At 56.1% G+C, this 19507-nt stretch carries 16 protein-coding genes; 9 read left to right on the top strand and 7 right to left on the bottom strand.

Features of this window, described 5'->3' with window-relative positions; translation table 11 throughout:
* Nucleotides 1-5 precede the first annotated feature (5 nt).
* The gene (locus tag USG84_RS03390; protein ID WP_253541597.1) at nt 6-1541 is read right to left on the bottom strand and encodes a PTS transporter subunit EIIC; all 1536 of its coding nucleotides are present in this window, start codon (nt 1539-1541) and stop codon (nt 6-8) included.
* Nucleotides 1542-1693: 152 nt separating this feature from the next.
* Here USG84_RS03390 and USG84_RS03385 point away from each other — a divergent pair, with 152 nt between their 5' ends.
* Nucleotides 1694-2908, top strand: a complete 1215-nt coding sequence (locus tag USG84_RS03385) for an anaerobic sulfatase maturase (RefSeq protein WP_061098523.1) — start codon at nt 1694-1696, stop codon at nt 2906-2908.
* Nucleotides 2909-3025: 117 nt separating this feature from the next.
* Nucleotides 3026-4327, top strand: coding sequence for a penicillin binding protein PBP4B (gene pbp4b / locus USG84_RS03380; RefSeq protein ID WP_151413271.1), 1302 nt, complete (start codon nt 3026-3028; stop codon nt 4325-4327).
* Between the two features lie 30 nt (nt 4328-4357).
* Here the strand turns inward: pbp4b and USG84_RS03375 are convergent, their stop codons facing one another.
* The 3 genes from USG84_RS03375 to USG84_RS03365 all read right to left on the bottom strand — a co-directional run bounded on the left by USG84_RS03375 (nt 4358) and on the right by USG84_RS03365 (nt 8017).
* Nucleotides 4358-6301 (bottom strand): DNA topoisomerase III, encoded by a 1944-nt coding sequence (locus tag USG84_RS03375; protein WP_320738158.1) that lies wholly within the window; start codon nt 6299-6301, stop codon nt 4358-4360.
* Nucleotides 6302-6305: 4 nt separating this feature from the next.
* Complete coding sequence (selD, locus tag USG84_RS03370) at nt 6306-7349, bottom strand: selenide, water dikinase SelD (protein ID WP_061098526.1); 1044 nt, start codon at nt 7347-7349, stop codon at nt 6306-6308.
* 116 nt (nt 7350-7465) lie between these two features.
* Nucleotides 7466-8017 (bottom strand): NAD(P)H nitroreductase, encoded by a 552-nt coding sequence (locus USG84_RS03365; RefSeq protein WP_045261605.1) that lies wholly within the window; start codon nt 8015-8017, stop codon nt 7466-7468.
* Between the two features lie 167 nt (nt 8018-8184).
* On the opposite strand from USG84_RS03365, the gene sppA reads away from it, so the two are divergent.
* From sppA to USG84_RS03345, 4 genes are all read left to right on the top strand, one after another.
* Entirely contained in the window at nt 8185-10041 is a 1857-nt protein-coding gene (sppA, locus tag USG84_RS03360; protein ID WP_151413206.1) for a signal peptide peptidase SppA, read from the top strand.
* A gap of 63 nt (nt 10042-10104) precedes the next feature.
* Nucleotides 10105-11121: an asparaginase gene (gene ansA / locus USG84_RS03355; protein ID WP_028012774.1), complete on the top strand. Its 1017-nt coding sequence runs from the start codon at nt 10105-10107 to the stop codon at nt 11119-11121.
* A gap of 9 nt (nt 11122-11130) precedes the next feature.
* Nucleotides 11131-11772: a bifunctional nicotinamidase/pyrazinamidase gene (gene pncA, locus USG84_RS03350; protein WP_063437674.1), complete on the top strand. Its 642-nt coding sequence runs from the start codon at nt 11131-11133 to the stop codon at nt 11770-11772.
* A 175-nt stretch (nt 11773-11947) separates the two neighbouring features.
* Nucleotides 11948-13204: a glycoside hydrolase family 18 protein gene (locus USG84_RS03345; RefSeq protein ID WP_061098530.1), complete on the top strand. Its 1257-nt coding sequence runs from the start codon at nt 11948-11950 to the stop codon at nt 13202-13204.
* 61 nt (nt 13205-13265) lie between these two features.
* Here the strand turns inward: USG84_RS03345 and USG84_RS03340 are convergent, their stop codons facing one another.
* Both USG84_RS03340 and msrB read right to left on the bottom strand, forming a co-directional pair.
* Nucleotides 13266-13544: a YeaC family protein gene (locus USG84_RS03340; RefSeq protein ID WP_061098531.1), complete on the bottom strand. Its 279-nt coding sequence runs from the start codon at nt 13542-13544 to the stop codon at nt 13266-13268.
* Between the two features lie 41 nt (nt 13545-13585).
* Entirely contained in the window at nt 13586-13999 is a 414-nt protein-coding gene (msrB, locus tag USG84_RS03335) for a peptide-methionine (R)-S-oxide reductase MsrB (RefSeq protein ID WP_013097052.1), read from the bottom strand.
* 341 nt (nt 14000-14340) lie between these two features.
* On the opposite strand from msrB, the gene gapA reads away from it, so the two are divergent.
* Nucleotides 14341-15336: a glyceraldehyde-3-phosphate dehydrogenase gene (gene gapA, locus USG84_RS03330; protein WP_014831506.1), complete on the top strand. Its 996-nt coding sequence runs from the start codon at nt 14341-14343 to the stop codon at nt 15334-15336.
* Nucleotides 15337-15410: 74 nt separating this feature from the next.
* Entirely contained in the window at nt 15411-16295 is an 885-nt protein-coding gene (locus USG84_RS03325; protein ID WP_253541591.1) for a D-hexose-6-phosphate mutarotase, read from the top strand.
* Nucleotides 16296-16373: 78 nt separating this feature from the next.
* Here USG84_RS03325 and USG84_RS03320 read toward each other — a convergent pair whose 3' ends face one another.
* Entirely contained in the window at nt 16374-17120 is a 747-nt protein-coding gene (locus tag USG84_RS03320; protein ID WP_041910477.1) for a MipA/OmpV family protein, read from the bottom strand.
* 430 nt (nt 17121-17550) lie between these two features.
* Here USG84_RS03320 and yeaG point away from each other — a divergent pair, with 430 nt between their 5' ends.
* Nucleotides 17551-19485, top strand: coding sequence for a protein kinase YeaG (yeaG, locus tag USG84_RS03315; RefSeq protein ID WP_014883443.1), 1935 nt, complete (start codon nt 17551-17553; stop codon nt 19483-19485).
* Nucleotides 19486-19507: the final 22 nt, after the last annotated feature.

Genomic DNA, 19507 nt, shown 5'->3' with positions numbered 1-19507 from the left:
TCTCTTTATGAACCGATAAATTCTTCGACTTCGTTTTTGATCAGGGTGACATGAGGCCCATAGACCACCTGCACCCCTTCCCCACGAATAAAGGCGCCGCGGCTGCCGAGCCGTTTAAAGTCATCAACGACAACCTCTTTTGCATTCTTCACCGTTACGCGCAGTCGCGTGGCGCAGCAGTCCACGTCGACGATATTGTCGCGTCCTCCCAGCGCGCGCACGATCCCTGCGGCACGTTCATTGCCTGCAATGGCGGCCTCCACGGCCTCCTCGTCCTGCTCACGGCCAGGCGTCTTCAACTGTCGCCACTGGATCAGGAAGCGGAAGGAAAAGTAGTAGAGGCAGAACATCACCGCACCGAGCGGCAGCATCAGCAGCCAGTTCGTTTTGGCGTTGCCCTGAAGCACGCCAAACAGCAGAAAGTCGATAAGTCCGCCGGAGAAGGTTTGTCCGACGGTGATTTGCAGGATATGAGTCAACATAAATGCCACGCCGGTTAACACGATGTGAACACCGTAGAGCAGTGGCGCACAAAACATAAACGCAAACTCCAGCGGCTCGGTGATGCCGGTGACAAATGCGGTTAGCGCGGCGGAAAGCATCAGGCTGGCGACTTTTTTACGGTTCTCCGGCCGAGAGGCGTGGTAGATAGCCAGTGCGGCCCCTGGCAGACCAAACATAAAGTCAGCAAAGCGGCCAGCCATAAACCGCGACACGCCAATGTAGTACTGGGTGACCGCTGGGTCAGCAAGCTGGGCGAAGAAAATTTTCTGCGTCCCCTGCACCACCTGACCGTTAACCACCGCCTCTCCCCCCACGCTGGTCAGCCAGAACGGGAGATAGAACAGGTGGTGCAGGCCGAGCGGGATCAGGCATTTAAGGATCATGCCGTAGAACAATGTCCCCACGTAGCCTGTTTTTTCCACCAGCCCACCGAGATGGCTGATGACTGCCTGAATATGCGGCCAGACAAAGAAGAGCGCCACGCCGAGAAAAATGGCGAAGAACGAACTGAGGATGGGCACCAGGCGCGAGCCGCTAAAAAAGGCCAGCAGATCCGGCAACGCCGTTTTACCGAAGCGTTTATGCACCCACCAGGCAAGCAGCCCGCTCATAATGCCGCCCATCACGCCGGTTTGCAGGCTGACGATCCCAAGGACGTTCGCTTGCCCCGCTGCGGCCAGATTATCTGACGCCAGCGTGCCTGAAAGCAGCAGCGAGGCGTTAATGGCCTTATTCATGACGATGTAGCAGAGCACCGCCGCCAGCCCGGCAGTCCCTTTGTCGCTTCGCGCCATTCCAACCGCGATCCCCACCGCAAACAGTAGCGAAAGGTTATCGAACACCACGCTGCCGCATAGCTTCATGACGGTAAAAAGGGTCTGGAACAGCGTGCTGTCCAGCATCGGATAGGTCGCAAGCGTGACCGGATTGGTAAAGACGCCACCAAAGCCCAGCAACAGCCCGGCCGCGGGAAGAACGGCAATTGGCAACATAAACGACTTACCCAGATTTTGTGCGCCCGCAAACAATTTGCTCATAAAAGCCCCTGATATTGGCGAAATGAAGTTTATATTTCATGTTATTCGTGTTTATATGAAATCTATATTTCGATCGTTTTTTTATAATGTCAAAACCCAGTGAGAGAAAAGTGAACAGCATCACCTTTTTTCTCAAAGGCTAAGGAGCCCGAATGAACCGTCCGTTTCATCTGATGGCCAAATCCGTGAGCTATCAGTGCAACATCGCCTGCGACTACTGCTTTTATCTGGAAAAAGAACACGGGACGCTTCAGCCCCGCAAGCCGTCGAGACACATGGATGACGCAACGCTTGAGGCCTTTGTCCGCCAGTACATAGCGGCAAATCCGGGCCCGGAGGTGGAATTTACCTGGCAAGGCGGCGAGCCGACGCTGGCGGGCATCGCGTTTTACGAGCAGGCGCTGCGGCTGCAGCAAAAATATGCGGACGGGAAGCGCATCACGAACAGCATTCAGACCAACGGAGTGCTCATCGACGAAGCGTGGGCCACGTTCCTCGCCGCAAACCATTTTCTGGTGGGATTATCGGTTGACGGCCCCGCCTGGCTGCACGATCGCTACCGCAAAACCCGCAGCGGAGGCTCAGTATTTGACAAGGTTGTCCGCGCGATGTCGCTGCTACAGCAGCACCGTGTCGACGTGAATGTTTTGGCTGTCGTAAATAACGTCACGGCCGAGCATCCGCAGGAAATCTATCTTTTTCTCACCCGCGAGCTGGGGGCCAAATTTGTGCAGTTTATCCCTGCCGTCGAGCAAAGGACGCCAGGGGAGAAATACGGTGAACTGCTTTATCCGCAGTCGCTATGCGGAGGAAAAGTTACCGAGTGGTCAGTATCCGGTGAGCAGTGGGGAACGTTTATTAACGGCGTTTTCGACGTGTGGGTTCGGCACGATGTGGGCCAGGTGTATGTCCAGCTGTTTGACAGCGCCCTTGCCGCGTGGCTCGGGGAAACGCCCTCTTTATGCGTGATGCAGTCATCCTGCGGTTTTGGGCTGGTGGTTGAGCAAAACGGTGATGTCTACAGCTGCGATCACTACGTTTATCCTGAACACCGCCTGGGCAATCTGCGACGGGATAGCCTGGCAAAAATGGCCCACGGCAAACAGCAGCGGAAATTTGGCTTAGCGAAAACCGCCGTCTGTGCAGAGTGCATGCGCTGCGACTGGCGCTTCGCATGCCACGGCGGGTGTCCTAAGCACCGTATCCATAAAAGCGGTCAACGCTGGCACAACCATCTTTGCGCTGGCTATAAAGCCATGTTCAGCCATATGGATCCCTATATGCGGTTTATGGCGGAGCAGATCCGCCATCAGCAACCACCTGCCAACGTGATGGCCGTCGCCGGGATGATTGCCGGCAGCAATTGAGGTCCGTCGCCCGTCATTCCCCTTTATGACCCAGGCATAATTTTTTACAGTCGAGCAGGTTTATTATGGCCGCCTGCTTTGCGTACAAAAATGTGGACCTACATTGAAGGAACAATGATGAAACTTTGTATGATTTTTGCGTCTCTGATTGCGTTATCCGCATCGACACTGGCAGCTGATTATCCGGTGTTAACCAGTGCGCCGCCGGAAAAGGCAGGCTTTAATGTTGAAAAGCTAAACAGGCTGGACCGCTGGATCCAGCAGCAGGTCGATGCCGGTTATCCCGGTATGAATGTCGTGGTGATAAAAGACAATCAAATCGTTTTGCAGAAAGCCTGGGGCTACGCCAAAAAATACGAGGGTTCTGGTTTGGATACGCATCCCATCAGGGCCGCAACGGATACGCTGTACGACCTGGCCTCCAACACCAAAATGTACGCCACAAACTTTGCGCTACAGAAGCTGGTGTATGAAGGCAAAATTAACGTGAACGATCCTGTCGCGAAGTACATTCCGGGGTTTACCGATGCGCCTGAAGACAAGATTAAGGGTAAACAGTCCCTGCGCATTATTGATATCCTGCATCATACGGCCGGTTTCCCTGCCGATCCGCAGTATCCAAACGCGCGCGTTGCGGGCCGCCTGTATTCACAGGATAAACAGACCACGCTGAAAATGATTACGCGCACGCCGCTTGATTACCCGCCTGGTTCAAAACATGTCTACAGCGACGTCGATTACATGATCCTGGGTTTTATCATTGAGGCCGTTACCGCCATGCCGCTTGACGCCTATGTCGAAAAGCATATCTACCATCCTCTCGGCCTGAAGCACACGGTATTTAATCCCTTAACGAAGGGGTTCAAGCCGCAGCAGATTGCCGCCACGGAACTGAACGGTAACACTCGCGATGGCGTCATCAGCTTCCCCCATATTCGTACCTCCACCCTGTGGGGCCAGGTACACGATGAAAAAGCCTGGTACTCCATGGGCGGCGTTTCGGGTCACGCGGGTTTGTTCTCGAATACGCATGATATCGCCGTCCTGATGCAGACCATGCTTAACGGCGGCCATTACGGCAGCGTAACGTTATTCGATCAGAATACGGTAGATGCCTTTACCCGTAGCTCAGCAGCAGATGCTACCTTTGGTCTGGGCTGGCGGGTTAACGGCAATTCATCCATGACGCCCACCTTTGGCGTGCTGGCCGGCCCGCAAACGTATGGTCATACGGGCTGGACAGGCACGCTCACGGCCATCGATCCCGTCAAGAAAATGGCGATTGCAATCCTGGGCAACCGGCCCCACTCGCCGGTTGCCGATCCCAAAACAAATCCGAATGTTTTTGTCAGCGGATTATTGCCTGCGGCAACCTACGGCTGGATAGTTGATCAGATCTATGGCGCGCTGGACGATTAAACACCGCCCTTCTGCCGGGATGAGCAGCCCTCAGGATGAGGGCTGTTCGGCATGATTGTCTTTTGCCCGCGGTTTTTTCCCGCTACGTTTAAACGTTGGTTTTTTGCTCGCCCCTGGCGCAACCATTCCTCTGAATCGCTTCACCGGCGTGCTGCGCGCCTGATCGATCAGCTGGTAAAGCGTCCCCACCAGCGGCTGCATAAAGTCCTGATAGCGGCACTGCTTTTCGCTGATCTGCGTCAGAACCGATTCCCAGTGCGCGGTCATGTCCGGCCTCGCGGCCAGTTCCGGCAGAGAGTGAATCAGCGCCCGGCCCGGTTCCGTTGAGTGGATGTAGCGTCCCTTTTTCTCCAGGAAACCACGCTTAAAGAGCAGCTCGATGATCCCCGCTCGGGTCGCTTCCGTCCCCAGGCCGTCGGTGGCGCGCAGGATCTTCTTCAGATCTTTATCCTGCACAAAGCGGGCGATCCCGGTCATGGCCGACAGCAGCGTTGCATCGGTGAAGTGCCGCGGCGGCTGGGTCTGACGTTCAACCACTTCGCCCTTCTCGCACAGCAGTTCGTCATCTTTAGCGACTACCGGCAGCGGCGTGCCGTCGTTCTCCTCATCGCGCTCTTTGTTGCCCAGCAGCGTGCGCCAGCCCGCTTCCGCGAGGAAACGTGCTTTAGCGACAAACTTGCCTTTGGCAATTTCCAGCTCGATGACGCACTTGCGGAACACCGCGTCCGGGCAGAACTGCATCAGGTACTGACGGGCGATCAGGTTATAGACCTTCGCTTCGTTATCGGTCAGATTGACGCTGCTCGCGCGCGCCGTCGGGATAATCGCGTGGTGGGCATCGACCTTTTTGTCGTCCCAGCAGCGGTTATGGGTGTCCGGGTTAACGACGGGCTGCGGGAGCAGATCCGGCGCGTGGACGCCGATGGCGTTCATCACCGAATGGCGTCCGGCAAAGTGCTCTTCCGGCAGATAGCGGCTGTCCGAGCGCGGATAGGTGATCAGCTTGTGGGTTTCATACAACTTCTGGCAGATATCCAGCACGTTCTGCGCGCTGAGGCCAAAGCGCTTCGCGGCCTCAATCTGCAGAGCAGAAAGGGAGAACGGCAGCGGCGCGGGTTCTGATTCCCGTTTATCGTTATAGCTGGTAACGATGGCCGGCTGGCCGGTAATGCGGTTGACCACGTGCTCCGCCAGCGGACGATGGAGCAGACGTCCCTCTTCGTCCTGATACGACTCGCAGGCATCGCTCGGCTGCCAGACGGCGGTAAAGCGTTCGTCTTTTGGCGTGACGATGTGCGCTTTCACTTCAAAGAAGTCTTTGGCGACGAAGTTCTCGATCTCTTCATCGCGACGCACCACCAGCCCCAGCACTGGAGTCTGCACGCGGCCCACGGAGAGTACGCCCTGATAGCCCGCGTTACGCCCGAGGATGGTGTAGGCGCGGGTCATGTTGATCCCGTACAGCCAGTCCGCTCGGGCGCGCGCCAGCGCGGAGACGCACAGCGGGATAAATTCGCTGTTGGCGCGCAGGCGCGAAATGGCACGCTCAACCGCCTGCGGGTTGAGGTCGTTGATCAGGCAGCGCTGCACCTGCTGCCGCTTTTCCGGCGCCAGCTCAAGATAGTCCAGCACTTCGTCCACCAGCAACTGCCCTTCTCTGTCCGGGTCACCCGCGTGGACCACTTCCGTCGCCTCATGCAGAAAACGCTTAATAACGTTGAGCTGTTTGGTGACGGACGGACGAGGCTGAAGACGCCACTTTTCCGGCACGATGGGCAGATCGTTGAGGTTCCAGCGGGCGTAGCGGCTGTCGTAGACGTCCGGCTGCGCCTGTTCAAGCAGGTGACCGATACACCAGGTAACCACCTGCCCGTTGCCGCATTCGATAAAGCCGTCGCCTTTGCGATGCGGTTTAGGCAGCACGTCGGCGATGGCACGGGCCAGGCTTGGCTTTTCGGCAATAAACAACCGCATCGAATTAACGGATCTCAATCATCGGTCGGCCACCGCGCGCGGTCACCAGCTCGCCGATCGCCGTCAGGGTGATGCCAAACTCGGCGGCGGTCGCCTGAACCTCGGCTTCGGATTCCGGCGTGACCGCCAGCAGCAGGCCGCCGGAGGTTTGCGGATCGCACAGCAGGTTGCGCCACGCCTCTGGCATTTCGCCCATCAGGTGACCGTAGCTGGCGAAGTTGCGCTGGGTACCGCCCGGAACCGCGCCCTGGGCAATGTACTCTTCCACGCCCGGCAGCTTCGGCACGTCCTGATACCAGACCTGCGCCTGCACGCCCGCACCCTGACACACTTCAGAGAGGTGCCCCAGCAGGCCAAAACCGGTGACGTCGGTCATCGCCTTCACGCCGTCGATATTGGCGAACGCCGCGCCGGCGAGGTTCATCTGGCACATGACTTCCGTCGCCAGGCCTTTGTGCTCCGGTTTGAGCAGGGATTTTTTCTCGGCGGTGGTGAGCACGCCAATGCCCAGCGGCTTGGTAAGGAACAGCTTGCAGCCCGCCTGCGCGGTGCTGTTGCGCTTCACGCGCTCGGTCGGCACCACGCCCGTGACCGCCAGGCCGAAGATCGGCTCCGGCGCATCAATCGAGTGGCCGCCGGCCAGGGCAATCCCCGCCTGCTGGCAGGCGAAACGCCCGCCATCAATCACCTCGCGGGCGATTTCCGGTGGAAGGGTGTTGACAGGCCAGCCCAGAATGGCAATCGCCATGATCGGCTTACCGCCCATGGCGAAGATATCGCTGATGGCGTTGGTGGCCGCGATGCGCCCGAAGTCGAACGGGTTGTCGACAATCGGCATAAAGAAGTCAGTGGTGCTGATAATGCTGGTGCCGTTACCTAAGTCATAAACCGCCGCATCGTCACGCGTTTCATTGCCGACAAGCAGGTTCGGGTCGACAAACTTCGCCTGTTCGCTGTGCAGAATGGTCTCCAGCACTTTCGGGGAAATTTTACAACCGCAACCGGCTCCGTGGCTGTACTGCGTTAAACGAATGGTTTGCTCGCTCATGGACGTCTCCTGTCATCTCAATCGCGCTATGGTAGCGCTCATTCCATAAAGAGGTAAGTATGACTGTCTGAATTCTGCGGCGGATGCTCAGAATCCAGACAGTTTAGCGCGTGTAATTAAAAACGGCTGACGAAAGGCGTGGTGTCCGGCACGCTAATGGTGCTGGAGGCTTTAAGCTGCGGGGTGCCGAGGTAGAGGAAACCGACAATTTTGTCGTGCTCACCGCAGGAGAACCCTGCCCGCACGGCTGCGCTCTCGGTCAGCGGACCGGTGCGCCAGATACCGTTAAAACCTTGCGCAACGGCGGCCATCTGCATCGCCATCACCGCACAGCCGGCAGACATTTCCTGCTCCCAGACCGGCACCTTATGGTCGGCCTGGCATTTCGCCACGACAGCGATAATCATCGGGGCGCGGAACGGCGCGTTACGCGCCTTGTCGATACCTTTCTCATCCTGCCCGGCGGCAACTGCCCCCTGCTCCAGCAGCTGGCTGAAACGATCGCGGCCTTCGCCTTCAATCACAAAGAAGTGCCATGGCTGCAGCGTGCCATGATCCGGGGCACGCATGCCGGCACGCAGAATGTTTTCCAGCTGCTCGCCCGCAGGGGCGGGTTCAGCCAGACGTGACGCGCTACGACGGTTAACAAGCAGTTCGAGTGCATCCATTGGTTAACTCCTTTCTTGAAATTTACTCACAAAATTAACACGACGGCAGATTTTGTTACAGCCTGGCAGGCGATTCCTGCTGACAAGTGGCGGTTGGGTCATTACGATAACCCAACATTACCGTCCAGTGGCGACGGAAACAGTCATTTTCTGGTTAGGGAGAATACATGCGAACCCTTTGGCGAATCTTTGCCGGTTTCTTTAGATGGACGTGGCGACTGCTCAACTTCGTCCGCAACCTGGTGATGAACATCTTCTTCATCCTGCTGGTTCTGGTTTGCGCGGGCATCTGGATGCATATCAGCAACGCGAATCAGGCGCAGCATTCGACTCGCGGGGCCCTGTTACTCGATATCACCGGCGTGATCGTTGATAAACCGTCCACCAGCAACCGTCTGGGGGTTATCAGCCGCCAGCTGTTTGGCGCGACGTCAGACCGCCTGCAGGAGAACTCCCTGTTCGATATCGTCGATACCATCCGTCAGGCCAAAGACGACCGAAACATCACCGGGATCGTGCTGGATCTGAAAGATTTTGCCGGCGGCGACCAGCCTTCCATGCAGTACATCGGTAAAGCGCTGCGCGAGTTCCGCGACAGCGGCAAGCCGGTGATTGCCGTGGGCGACAGCTACAGCCAGGGGCAATATTATCTGGCGAGCTTCGCCAATAAGATCTGGCTTTCTCCGCAGGGGACGGTCGATTTGCACGGCTTTGCCACCAACGGCCTGTACTACAAATCGCTGCTCGACAAGCTGAAGGTCACCACCCACGTCTTCCGCGTCGGCACCTATAAATCTGCCGTGGAGCCGTTTATCCGCGACGATATGTCTCCTGCCGCCCGTGAAGCGGACAGCCGCTGGATTGGCGAGCTGTGGCAGAACTATCTCGGCACCGTTGCCGCTAACCGTCAAATTACCGCTGAGCAGGTGTTCCCTGGCGCTCGTGGCGTGCTGGACGGACTGCGTAAGGTCGACGGCGATACGGCGAAATATGCGCTCGACAATAAGCTGGTGGACGCGCTGGGCACCAGTGCGGATATCGAAAAAGCCCTGACCAAACAGTTTGGCTGGAGCAAAGAGGACAAAAACTACAGCGCCATCAGCATGTATGACTATGCAGCGAAAAAGCCGGACGACAGCGGCGACAGCGTAGCCGTGGTCTTTGCTAACGGCGCCATCATGGACGGCCAGGAAACGCCGGGTAACGTCGGCGGTGATACTACCGCGTCGCAAATCCGCGACGCGCGCCTTGACCCGAAAGTGAAAGCAATTGTTCTGCGCGTCAACAGCCCTGGCGGCAGCGTGAGCGCCTCCGAGGTGATCCGCGCCGAGCTGGCCGCGGCGCGTGCCGCCGGCAAGCCGGTCGTCGTATCCATGGGCGGCATGGCCGCGTCTGGCGGGTACTGGATCTCTACGCCTGCCAACTACATTGTGGCGAACCCAAGCACGCTGACCGGCTCGATTGGCATCTTCGGGGTGATTAACACCGTGGAAAACAGTCTGGATTATCTGGGCGTGCATACCGATGGCGTTTCCACGTCACCGCTGGCGGATGTGTCGATGACCAAATCCCTGCCGCCGGAAGTTTCAGAGATGATGCAGCTGAGCATTGAGAATGGCTATAAGCGCTTTATCACGCTGGTTGCCGACTCGCGTAAGAAGACGCCGGAACAGATCGACCAGATTGCACAGGGCCACGTCTGGACCGGACAGGATGCGAAGAGTAACGGTCTGGTCGACAGCCTGGGCGACTTCGACGACGCGGTGAAGAAAGCCGCCGAACTGGCGAAGCTCAAGCAGTGGCATATTGAGTATTATCAGGACGAGCCGTCGTTCTTCGATATGGTGATGGACAGCATGTCTGTTTCCGTTCGCGCCATGCTGCCGGAGGCGCTGCAGGCGTACCTGCCGGCCCCGGTTGCCACGGCGGCGAAAGCGATGAAGGCGGAAAGCGATAAGCTCGCGGCCTTTAACGATCCACAAAGTCGTTACGCGTTTTGCCTGACCTGCGCTAACGTCCGTTAAAAACCGTCCCCTCTTCCCGTGAAGAGGGGATTTTTTTCTTTTGAAGAACAAGAACTCACTACCATGCAGAAGAAATCGATTTATGTAGCCTACACTGGCGGTACCATCGGTATGCAGCGCTCTGAAAATGGCTATATCCCCGTCTCCGGCCATCTGCAGCGTCAGCTTGCGCTGATGCCTGAATTCCACCGTCCGGAAATGCCTGACTTCACCATCCACGAGTACGAGCCTCTGATGGACTCCTCCGACATGACGCCGGAAGACTGGCAGCACATCGCGGATGACATTAAAGCCCATTACGACCAGTACGACGGCTTCGTGATCCTGCACGGCACCGACACCATGGCGTTTACCGCCTCGGCGCTCTCCTTTATGCTGGAGAACCTGAGCAAGCCGGTTATCGTTACCGGGTCGCAAATTCCGCTGGCGGAGCTGCGCTCCGACGGGCAAATCAACCTGCTGAACTCCCTGTACGTGGCGGCAAATTACCCGATCAACGAAGTGTCGCTGTTCTTTAACAACCGTCTGTACCGCGGCAACCGCACCACCAAAGCCCATGCCGACGGTTTTGACGCCTTTGCCTCACCTAACCTGCAGCCGCTGCTGGAAGCCGGTATTCATATCCGTCGACTGGGAACGCCTCCGGCGCCGAACACCGCCGGTGAGCTGATTGTGCACCCGATTACCCCGCAGCCGATTGGCGTCGTCACCATTTATCCGGGCATCTCCGCGGACGTGGTGCGCAACTTCCTGCGCCAGCCGGTTAAGGCGCTGATCCTGCGCTCCTATGGCGTCGGCAACGCCCCGCAGAACGGCGAATTCCTGAAGGAGCTTCAGGAAGCCAGCGAGCGCGGAATTGTGGTGGTGAACCTGACCCAGTGCATGTCTGGCAAAGTGAACATGGGCGGCTATGCCACCGGCAACGCGCTGGCGCACGCGGGGGTGATCAGCGGCTTCGATATGACCGTTGAGGCGACGCTGACTAAACTTCACTATTTACTGAGTCAGGATCTGGACATTCAGTCCATTCGCCGCGCGATGATGCAAAACCTGCGCGGCGAGCTGACCCCGGACGAATAAGGAGCTCTCATGAAGCAACGCGCCCTGCTACTGGTCGATTTGCAAAATGATTTCTGCGCGGGCGGCGCGCTGGCCGTCGCCGAAGGTGACAGCACCGTTGACGTGGCAAATACCCTGATTGACTGGTGCAAAGCCCGCGGTGAAGCGGTTGTCGCAAGCCAGGACTGGCACCCGGCGAACCACGGCAGCTTTGCCAGCCAGCACAACGTCGAGCCTTTCACCCAGGGTGAACTCGACGGGCTGGCGCAAACCTTCTGGCCGGATCACTGCGTGCAGCAGACGGAAGGCGCGGAGCTGCACCCGCTCCTGAATCAGAAGGCCATCGACGCGGTGTTCCATAAAGGTGAAAACCCGGCTATCGATAGCTACAGCGCGTTTTTTGATAACGGGCATCGCCAGAAGACGGCGCTGGACGCGTGGTTACGTCACCATGAAATCACGGAGCTGATCGTGCTGGGTCTGGCGACGGATTACTGCGTGAAGTTTACCGTGCTGGACGCGCTCCAGCTGGGTTATACCGTTAGCGTCATCACCGACGGCTGTCGCGGGGTGAACATCCAACCGCAGGACAGCGCTCAGGCGTTTATGGATATGGCCGCCGAAGGCGCAACGCTGTATACGCTGGCAGACTGGCTGGAAACGCAGGCGTAGCCTTTTTAGCCGGGTGGCGCTGACGCTTACCCGGCAAAACAACCCGCTCCGATCTCCCATTAAGTGAACTCCCTCGCATCCCAGGCGAAGCGGCAATGCTATTCTCAACAGGCTGTTTTTTCGCCACGCCTTTTCAGTGGCGTGGTTATTTTTATTAAGTCAAAGAGGAACTTGTATGAAACGTTTGCCCCTGCTGGCAGCATTACCCTTGCTTTGCGCGTCGCTTGCTTCCGCCGCGCCTCTGATGTCCGTGGGCTACTTTAACGGGGGTGGCGATGTCACCGCCGGACCGGGTGGCGATATCAATAAGCTGGACGTTCGTCAGATCACCCACCTGAACTACTCGTTTGGGCTTGTTTATAACGACGAGAAAGACGAGACCAACGCCGCGCTGAAAGATCCGGCGAAACTGCATCAAATCTGGCTGTCGCCAAAAGTGGCGTCCGATCTGGCCCTCATCCCCACCCTGCGTAAACAAAACCCGAACCTGAAAGTCCTGCTCTCCGTTGGCGGCTGGGGGGCGCGCGGTTTTTCTGGCGCAGCGGCAACCAAAGAGAGTCGTGCGGTGTTTATCCGCTCCGCGCAGGAGATTGTTGAGAAATACGGCCTGGACGGGATCGATCTCGACTGGGAGTATCCGGTCAACGGCGCGTGGGGGCTGGTTGCAAGCACGCCCGCCGACAGGGATAACTTCACCGCCCTGCTGAAAGAGATGCGCGACGCGTTCGGGCAGAAAAAGCTGGTGACCATTGCGGTGGGCGCGAATGCGGAAAGTCCGAAAAGCTGGGTGGATGTCAAAGCCATCGCCCCGCTCCTCGACTACATCAACCTGATGACCTACGACATGGCGTACGGCACTCAGTATTTCAACGCGAACCTGTATGACTCCAGCGCCTGGCCAACGGTGGCTGCGGCCGATAAATACAGCGTCGATTTTGTGGTGAACAACTATCTGGCCGCCGGACTTAAGCCAAAGCAGATGAACCTGGGGATCGGTTTTTACGGCCGCGTACCGAAACGTGCGGTTGAACCGGGCATTGACTGGAGCAAGCCGGACGCGCAAAAAAATCCGGTCACCCAGCCCTACTTTGGACCGCAGGAGATCGGCCTGTTCAAGTCGCTCGGCTATGACCTGACCAAAGATACCTACGTGAAGTACAACGATATCGTGAAGAAGCTGCTGAACGATCCGCAGAAGCGTTTTACCGAGCACTGGGACGACCAGGCGAAGGTACCGTGGCTCTCGGTAAAGGGTGCCGATGGCAACGCGCTGTTTGCGATTTCGTATGAGAACCCGCGTTCCGTCGCGATCAAGGCGGACTACATCAAAGAGAAAGGCCTCGCCGGGGCGATGTTCTGGGAGTACGGGGCGGACGACAATAATCAGTTAGCGAAACAGCTGGCGGAGTCGCTCGGGATCCCGCATAAGTAGTAAGACATCAAGCCCTCTCCCCGTGGGAGAGGGCTGGGTGTAAGGGCATCAACCCGCACCGTTATTGCATTTTCATCGTCGCAATCGGCTTCGGCGTGATGCCAAAATCTTCCTTCAGCTCGCGCTTGCTCTTCATCACCATCTGACCGTTGGTGTCGATAGTCATGTGCTGCGCGTCAGTGTTGTTGCGCGCCTGCCACAGCATCACCAGCTGCAGACTGTTCTCTTTTTGCTCAGGCGTCAGGGCCACACCGTCGGGCCATTTACCCAGCTCAACGGCGGTCACCAGACGCTGATAAACTTCCGGGGTCATCCCGTTAATCATGTCCTCAATATTCACGATCTCTCCCTTTCAAAGGAATAATTTGCTGAATCGTTTTTTCAACCCTTGATCTGGTCGCCGTTTTCATCGTCGCTGAAGCTCAGAGAAGCTGAATTTACGCAGAAACGCTCACCCGTTGGCTGAGGACCGTCCGGGAAGACGTGGCCCAGGTGCGCGTCGCAGTTGCCGCAGCGAATTTCCGTGCGCACCATACCGTGCGACGAGTCCGTCAGATAGCGGATTGCGTCATCGCTCACCGGCTCGTAAAAGCTCGGCCAGCCGCAGCCGGAGTCGTATTTCGTTTGTGAATTGAACAGCGGGGCATCACAGACCAGACAGTGATAGACGCCGTCTCGCTTATTGTGCAGTAAACGCCCGGTAAATGGCGGCTCCGTGCCGTGATTCTGCGTCACGTAAAACTGCATTTCTGTGAGGTTTTTTTTCAAATCGTCAGGGTTGCGTTGGTTCGACATATGCTTACATCTCGCTGTAGAAACAGACATCTTTTAACCCGGATTCTAACAAAACATTAACACCCTTGCGTGCACTTTTGTTCTAAACTTATGTGTCGCGAAAAGGCGGTCAGGCAATTGTGATCATGTTCACATTTTTATCCTGCGAGGACTTTAAAATTCCGGGCGCAGCCCCCATGTGGTTGCAAGCTCAAAGGGAAAGTGAGGCGAGTCAGTCGCACAAACGTTAGTCACAGGATTGATTTGTCGCAATGATTGACACGATTCCGCTTGACGCTGCGTAAGGTTTTTGTAATTTTACAGGCAACCTTTTATTCACTAACAAATAGCTGGTGGAATATATGACTATCAAAGTAGGTATCAACGGTTTTGGCCGTATCGGCCGTATTGTTTTCCGTGCTGCTCAGAAACGTTCTGACATCGAAATCGTTGGTATCAACGATCTCCTGGACGCTGAATACATGGCGTACATGCTGAAGTACGACTCAACTCACGGTCGTTTCGACGGCACCGTTGAAGTGAAAGACGGCCACCTGGTTGTTAACGGCAAAACCATCCGCGTTACTGCTGAGAAAGACCCAGCTAACCTGAAATGGAACGAAATCGGTGTTGACGTTGTTGCTGAAGCAACCGGTATCTTCCTGACCGACGAAACTGCACGTAAACACATCACTGCGGGTGCGAAGAAAGTTGTTCTGACTGGTCCTTCCAAAGACAACACCCCAATGTTCGTTCGCGGTGCAAACTTCGAAACTTACGCTGGTCAGGACATCGTTTCTAACGCATCCTGCACCACCAACTGCCTGGCACCGCTGGCTAAAGTTATCAACGACAACTTCGGCATCATCGAAGGTCTGATGACTACCGTTCACGCGACCACCGCTACTCAGAAAACCGTTGACGGCCCGTCTCACAAAGACTGGCGCGGCGGCCGTGGCGCGGCTCAGAACATCATCCCATCCTCTACCGGTGCTGCTAAAGCTGTAGGTAAAGTACTGCCAGAACTGAATGGCAAACTGACTGGTATGGCGTTCCGCGTTCCAACTCCTAACGTATCCGTTGTTGACCTGACCGTTCGTCTGGAAAAAGCTGCTTCTTATGAAGAAATTAAGAAAGCAATCAAAGCTGCTTCCGAAGGCGCAATGAAAGGTGTTCTGGGCTACACCGAAGACGACGTTGTATCTACCGATTTCAACGGCGAAGTGTGCACTTCCGTGTTCGATGCTAAAGCAGGTATCGCACTGAACGACAACTTCGTGAAACTGGTTTCCTGGTACGACAACGAAACTGGCTACTCTAACAAAGTACTGGACCTGATCGCTCACATCTCCAAATAAGTTGAGATGAGTGATTGATCCAAAAAGGCGACTTCGGTCGCCTTTTTTATTGTTTTTAGACAGAGGATTGCTTAATGATTAATAAAATTTTTGCACTTCCGGTAGTCGAACAACTTACCCCTGTGCTCTCCCGCCGTCAGATTGACGGTGCCGACGTTATCGTCGTTGACCATCCGCGCGTTAAAGCCTCCGTGGCGCTGAACGGCGCGCACCTGCTCTCCTGGAAACCGGAAGGCGAAGCGGAAGCGCTGTGGCTGAGCGACGCCACCTCGTTCAAAAAAGGGGATGCGATTCGCGGCGGCGTGCCAATCTGCTGGCCGTGGTTTGGCCCGTCCGCACAGCCGGGTTTACCTTCGCACGGTTTCGCCCGTAACCAGCAGTGGACGCTGAAGGCGCATAACGAAGACGACAACGGCGCAGTGCTGACCTTTGAGCTGCAGGCTAATGACGAAACCCGCGCCCTGTGGCCGCATGATTTCACCCTGTATGCCCGCTTCAAGCTGGGTCAAAGCTGCGAGATTGAGCTGGAAGCCCACGGCGAGTTCGACACTACCTCTGCCCTGCATACCTACTTCAACGTGGGTGACATCAGCGCTGTGAAGGTGAGCGGCCTTGGCGATACCTTTATCGACAAAGTTGATAACGCGAAGGAAGGCAAACTGAGCGACGGCATTCAGGCGTTCCCGGACCGTACCGACCGCGTCTATCTGCACCCGGAAGCGTGCAGCGTGATCCACGACGGTGCCCTGAACCGCGGCATTGAGGTGGTTCATCACCATCACAGCAACGTGGTGGGCTGGAACCCGGGCCCTGCCCTCTCCATCAGCATGGCCGACATTCCTGATGACGGTTACAAAACGTTCGTCTGCGTGGAAACGGCCTGCGTGACCACCCCGCAAAAAGCGAGTGAAGAAAAGCCGTCTCGTTTAGGGCAGACGATCCGCATCGTTAAGCGATAATGTCGCTGCACCACACTAAAGCAAACGGGGCGCAAGCGCCCCGTTTTGATGCAAAGATTGCACCGCAATAATGCACAATCAGAACTTGTAGGTCACACCCACAGAGAAGATGCCAGCCCAGGACTTATCAACCATCGGGCTATCCTTCACTTCGTCGCTCAGACGCTCATAACGGCCGGTGCCGTAGACGTTCCAGTCGCCAAGGAAGTTGTAGCTCGCGGTCAGCTCCAGGTAAGGATCCCAGCCGTCATCGGCGCTGTAGCTTTTCAGCCCACTGCGGCGAGACTCGTTTTTAGAGACGCCGTAGTAGTAGTCGTTGTAGTTTTCACTGTTGTACTGCACGCCGATACCCGGGGTCAGGGTGAGCCCACCGTTGGTATAGCGATACAACCACGCCAGATCCCAGATAAAGCCGTTGCTGTTATCCAGCGTATCACCCGCCAGGGCCGTACGCAGGAAGCCATACTGGGTGTTATGCACGTATGAAAGCCCGGCCATCATGGAGCTTTTGCGCTTGTCTAGCTGGCGAAGCGCGTGGCTGTCGCTGTCTCCCGGCTTGAAGTGCGTTGGATCGTAGTAGGCCATGATAGAAAGCTTATCGGCCGTATCGTTCCACAGATAGTAGCCGCCGCCGAGACCGCGGAACCAGAAGTTATCGCCTTCGTAGGTGATAACGGGGACAGGATAAACGTCGCGGTCATACTGTTTGTATGGGCTGTTAATGACGCCAACGCCCGCACCCACCGTCCACTGACTTTCCGCCTGAGCGGTGCTAACTGCGGTCGCGGCAAGGATGCCCAATGCCAGAAGTTTGAGTTTGGTCACAATCCATTCTTTCCTGTAGTCAAATAATCAGCGGGTGAAGTGTAACCGCCATTCCCGTACATCCCAAAATTTTTTGCCTGCTAATCAGTCTGATTAACCCATTATTTTTAACTTTTCAGATGACAACCCGCTTTCATTTATATGACCGCTGAATGAAAAACGTGCTTAAGCCTTATAACCAGGGTGGAAATTTTTGGATGAGTTATTGATATGTCATTGAAATTAGTTTTTCTCAGCATGCAAGTTTGGCAAATGCCATCTACGCTTAAATTTAAGAAGAGTTTTCCTGAACACCTGCGGTTCTTAGCGTCTGACCTGGCACACAGGTTGCTGCTCTGGCAGTGGGGTGCGAGAGATTCTCTTCCGGGAGCCTCCACTACTCATACGAACGGCTCTTATCCTGTGCTAAAAAACGAAAGGACGGCATGCCATGAATATATTCGATCACTATCGCCAGCGCTACGAAGCTGCCAAGGACGAAGAGTTCACACTGCAGGAGTTTCTTACCATTTGTCGGCAAGATCGCAGTGCCTATGCCAATGCGGCAGAACGGCTATTGATGGCTATTGGTGAGCCAAACATGGTTGATACTGCCCTGGAGCCACGGCTTTCCCGTCTGTTTTCGAATCGGGTGGTTGCCCGATATCCGGCGTTCGAAGAGTTCTATGGTATGGAAGATGCCATTGAACAGATTGTCTCCTATCTGAAGCATGCCGCCCAGGGTCTGGAAGAGAAGAAACAGATCCTCTATTTACTCGGCCCCGTCGGCGGCGGTAAATCCTCGCTGGCTGAACGCCTGAAGTCGCTGATGCAGCGCGTGCCGATTTACGTGCTGAGCGCCAACGGCGAGCGCAGCCCGGTGAACGACCATCCGCTGTGCCTGTTTAATCCGCAGGAAGATGCGCAAATTCTGGATAAAGAGTTTGGCATTCCGCGCCGCTACCTCGGCACCATTATGTCGCCGTGGGCGGCAAAACGCCTGCACGAGTTTGGCGGTGATATCACAAAATTCCGGGTGGTGAAAGTGTGGCCATCCATCCTGGAGCAGATCGCTATCGCCAAAACGGAACCGGGTGATGAGAACAACCAGGATATCTCGGCGCTGGTGGGTAAAGTCGATATCCGTAAGCTGGAAAACTTCGCACAAAACGACCCGGATGCCTATGGCTATTCCGGCGCGCTGTGCCGCGCCAACCAGGGGATTATGGAATTCGTCGAGATGTTTAAAGCACCGATTAAAGTGCTGCATCCCCTGCTGACGGCGACCCAGGAAGGGAACTACAACGGGACGGAAGGTATCTCCGCCCTGCCGTTTAACGGAATTATTCTCGCCCACTCGAACGAATCTGAATGGGTGACCTTCCGTAATAACAAAAACAATGAGGCCTTCCTTGACCGCGTGTACATCGTCAAGGTGCCTTATTGCCTGCGGATCTCCGAAGAGATCAAAATTTACGAGAAACTGCTTAACCACAGCGAGCTGGTACACGCGCCATGCGCACCGGGCACGCTGGAAACGCTGTCGCGCTTCTCCATCCTGTCGCGCCTGAAAGAGCCGGAAAACTCCAGCATTTATTCGAAAATGCGCGTCTACGACGGTGAAAGCCTGAAAGATACCGACCCGAAAGCGAAGTCCTATCAGGAGTACCGCGACTACGCCGGGGTTGATGAAGGGATGAACGGTCTGTCCACGCGTTTCGCGTTTAAGATCCTCTCCCGCGTCTTTAACTTCGACCACGCGGAAGTGGCGGCCAACCCGGTTCATCTGTTCTACGTGCTGGAGCAGCAAATCGAGCGCGAGCAGTTCCCGCAGGAACAGGCTGAACGCTACCTTGAGTTCCTGAAAGGCTACCTGATCCCGAAATACGCCGAGTTCATTGGCAAAGAGATCCAGACGGCCTATCTGGAATCCTATTCAGAATACGGGCAGAACATTTTCGACCGCTATGTCACCTACGCTGACTTCTGGATCCAGGATCAGGAGTACCGCGACCCGGATACCGGCCAGCTGTTTGACCGTGAATCCCTGAACGCGGAGCTGGAAAAAATCGAGAAGCCTGCCGGGATCAGCAACCCGAAAGACTTCCGCAATGAGATTGTGAACTTCGTCCTGCGCGCCAGAGCGCATAACAACGGGCGCAATCCGAACTGGACCAGCTACGAGAAGCTGCGCACGGTCATTGAGAAGAAAATGTTCTCCAATACCGAAGAGCTGCTGCCGGTGATCTCGTTTAACACCAAAACCTCAACCGACGAGCAGAAGAAACACGACGATTTTGTCGACCGTATGATGGAAAAAGGTTACACCCGCAAACAGGTTCGCCTGCTCTGCGAATGGTATCTGCGCGTGCGTAAATCGTCCTAAAACAAGTGCCCGGTAGCGCCTG

Source organism: Enterobacter sp. 168J2, from assembly GCF_034107265.1.
GTDB classification, from domain to species: domain Bacteria; phylum Pseudomonadota; class Gammaproteobacteria; order Enterobacterales; family Enterobacteriaceae; genus Enterobacter; species Enterobacter nematophilus.
This window is presented reverse-complemented; position numbering and strand designations above follow the sequence as displayed.

Excerpts from the sequence above, each read along its gene's own strand:
- USG84_RS03390 (WP_253541597.1), bottom strand. The coding sequence starts at position 1,541 with ATGAGCAAATTGTTTGCGGGCGCACAAAATCTGGGTAAGTCGTTTATG.
- USG84_RS03385 (WP_061098523.1), top strand. The coding sequence starts at position 1,694 with ATGAACCGTCCGTTTCATCTGATGGCCAAATCCGTGAGCTATCAGTGC.
- pbp4b (WP_151413271.1), top strand. The coding sequence starts at position 3,026 with ATGAAACTTTGTATGATTTTTGCGTCTCTGATTGCGTTATCCGCATCG.
- USG84_RS03375 (WP_320738158.1), bottom strand. The coding sequence starts at position 6,301 with ATGCGGTTGTTTATTGCCGAAAAGCCAAGCCTGGCCCGTGCCATCGCC.
- selD (WP_061098526.1), bottom strand. The coding sequence starts at position 7,349 with ATGAGCGAGCAAACCATTCGTTTAACGCAGTACAGCCACGGAGCCGGT.
- USG84_RS03365 (WP_045261605.1), bottom strand. The coding sequence starts at position 8,017 with ATGGATGCACTCGAACTGCTTGTTAACCGTCGTAGCGCGTCACGTCTG.
- sppA (WP_151413206.1), top strand. The coding sequence starts at position 8,185 with ATGCGAACCCTTTGGCGAATCTTTGCCGGTTTCTTTAGATGGACGTGG.
- ansA (WP_028012774.1), top strand. The coding sequence starts at position 10,105 with ATGCAGAAGAAATCGATTTATGTAGCCTACACTGGCGGTACCATCGGT.
- pncA (WP_063437674.1), top strand. The coding sequence starts at position 11,131 with ATGAAGCAACGCGCCCTGCTACTGGTCGATTTGCAAAATGATTTCTGC.
- USG84_RS03345 (WP_061098530.1), top strand. The coding sequence starts at position 11,948 with ATGAAACGTTTGCCCCTGCTGGCAGCATTACCCTTGCTTTGCGCGTCG.
- msrB (WP_013097052.1), bottom strand. The coding sequence starts at position 13,999 with ATGTCGAACCAACGCAACCCTGACGATTTGAAAAAAAACCTCACAGAA.
- gapA (WP_014831506.1), top strand. The coding sequence starts at position 14,341 with ATGACTATCAAAGTAGGTATCAACGGTTTTGGCCGTATCGGCCGTATT.
- USG84_RS03325 (WP_253541591.1), top strand. The coding sequence starts at position 15,411 with ATGATTAATAAAATTTTTGCACTTCCGGTAGTCGAACAACTTACCCCT.
- yeaG (WP_014883443.1), top strand. The coding sequence starts at position 17,551 with ATGAATATATTCGATCACTATCGCCAGCGCTACGAAGCTGCCAAGGAC.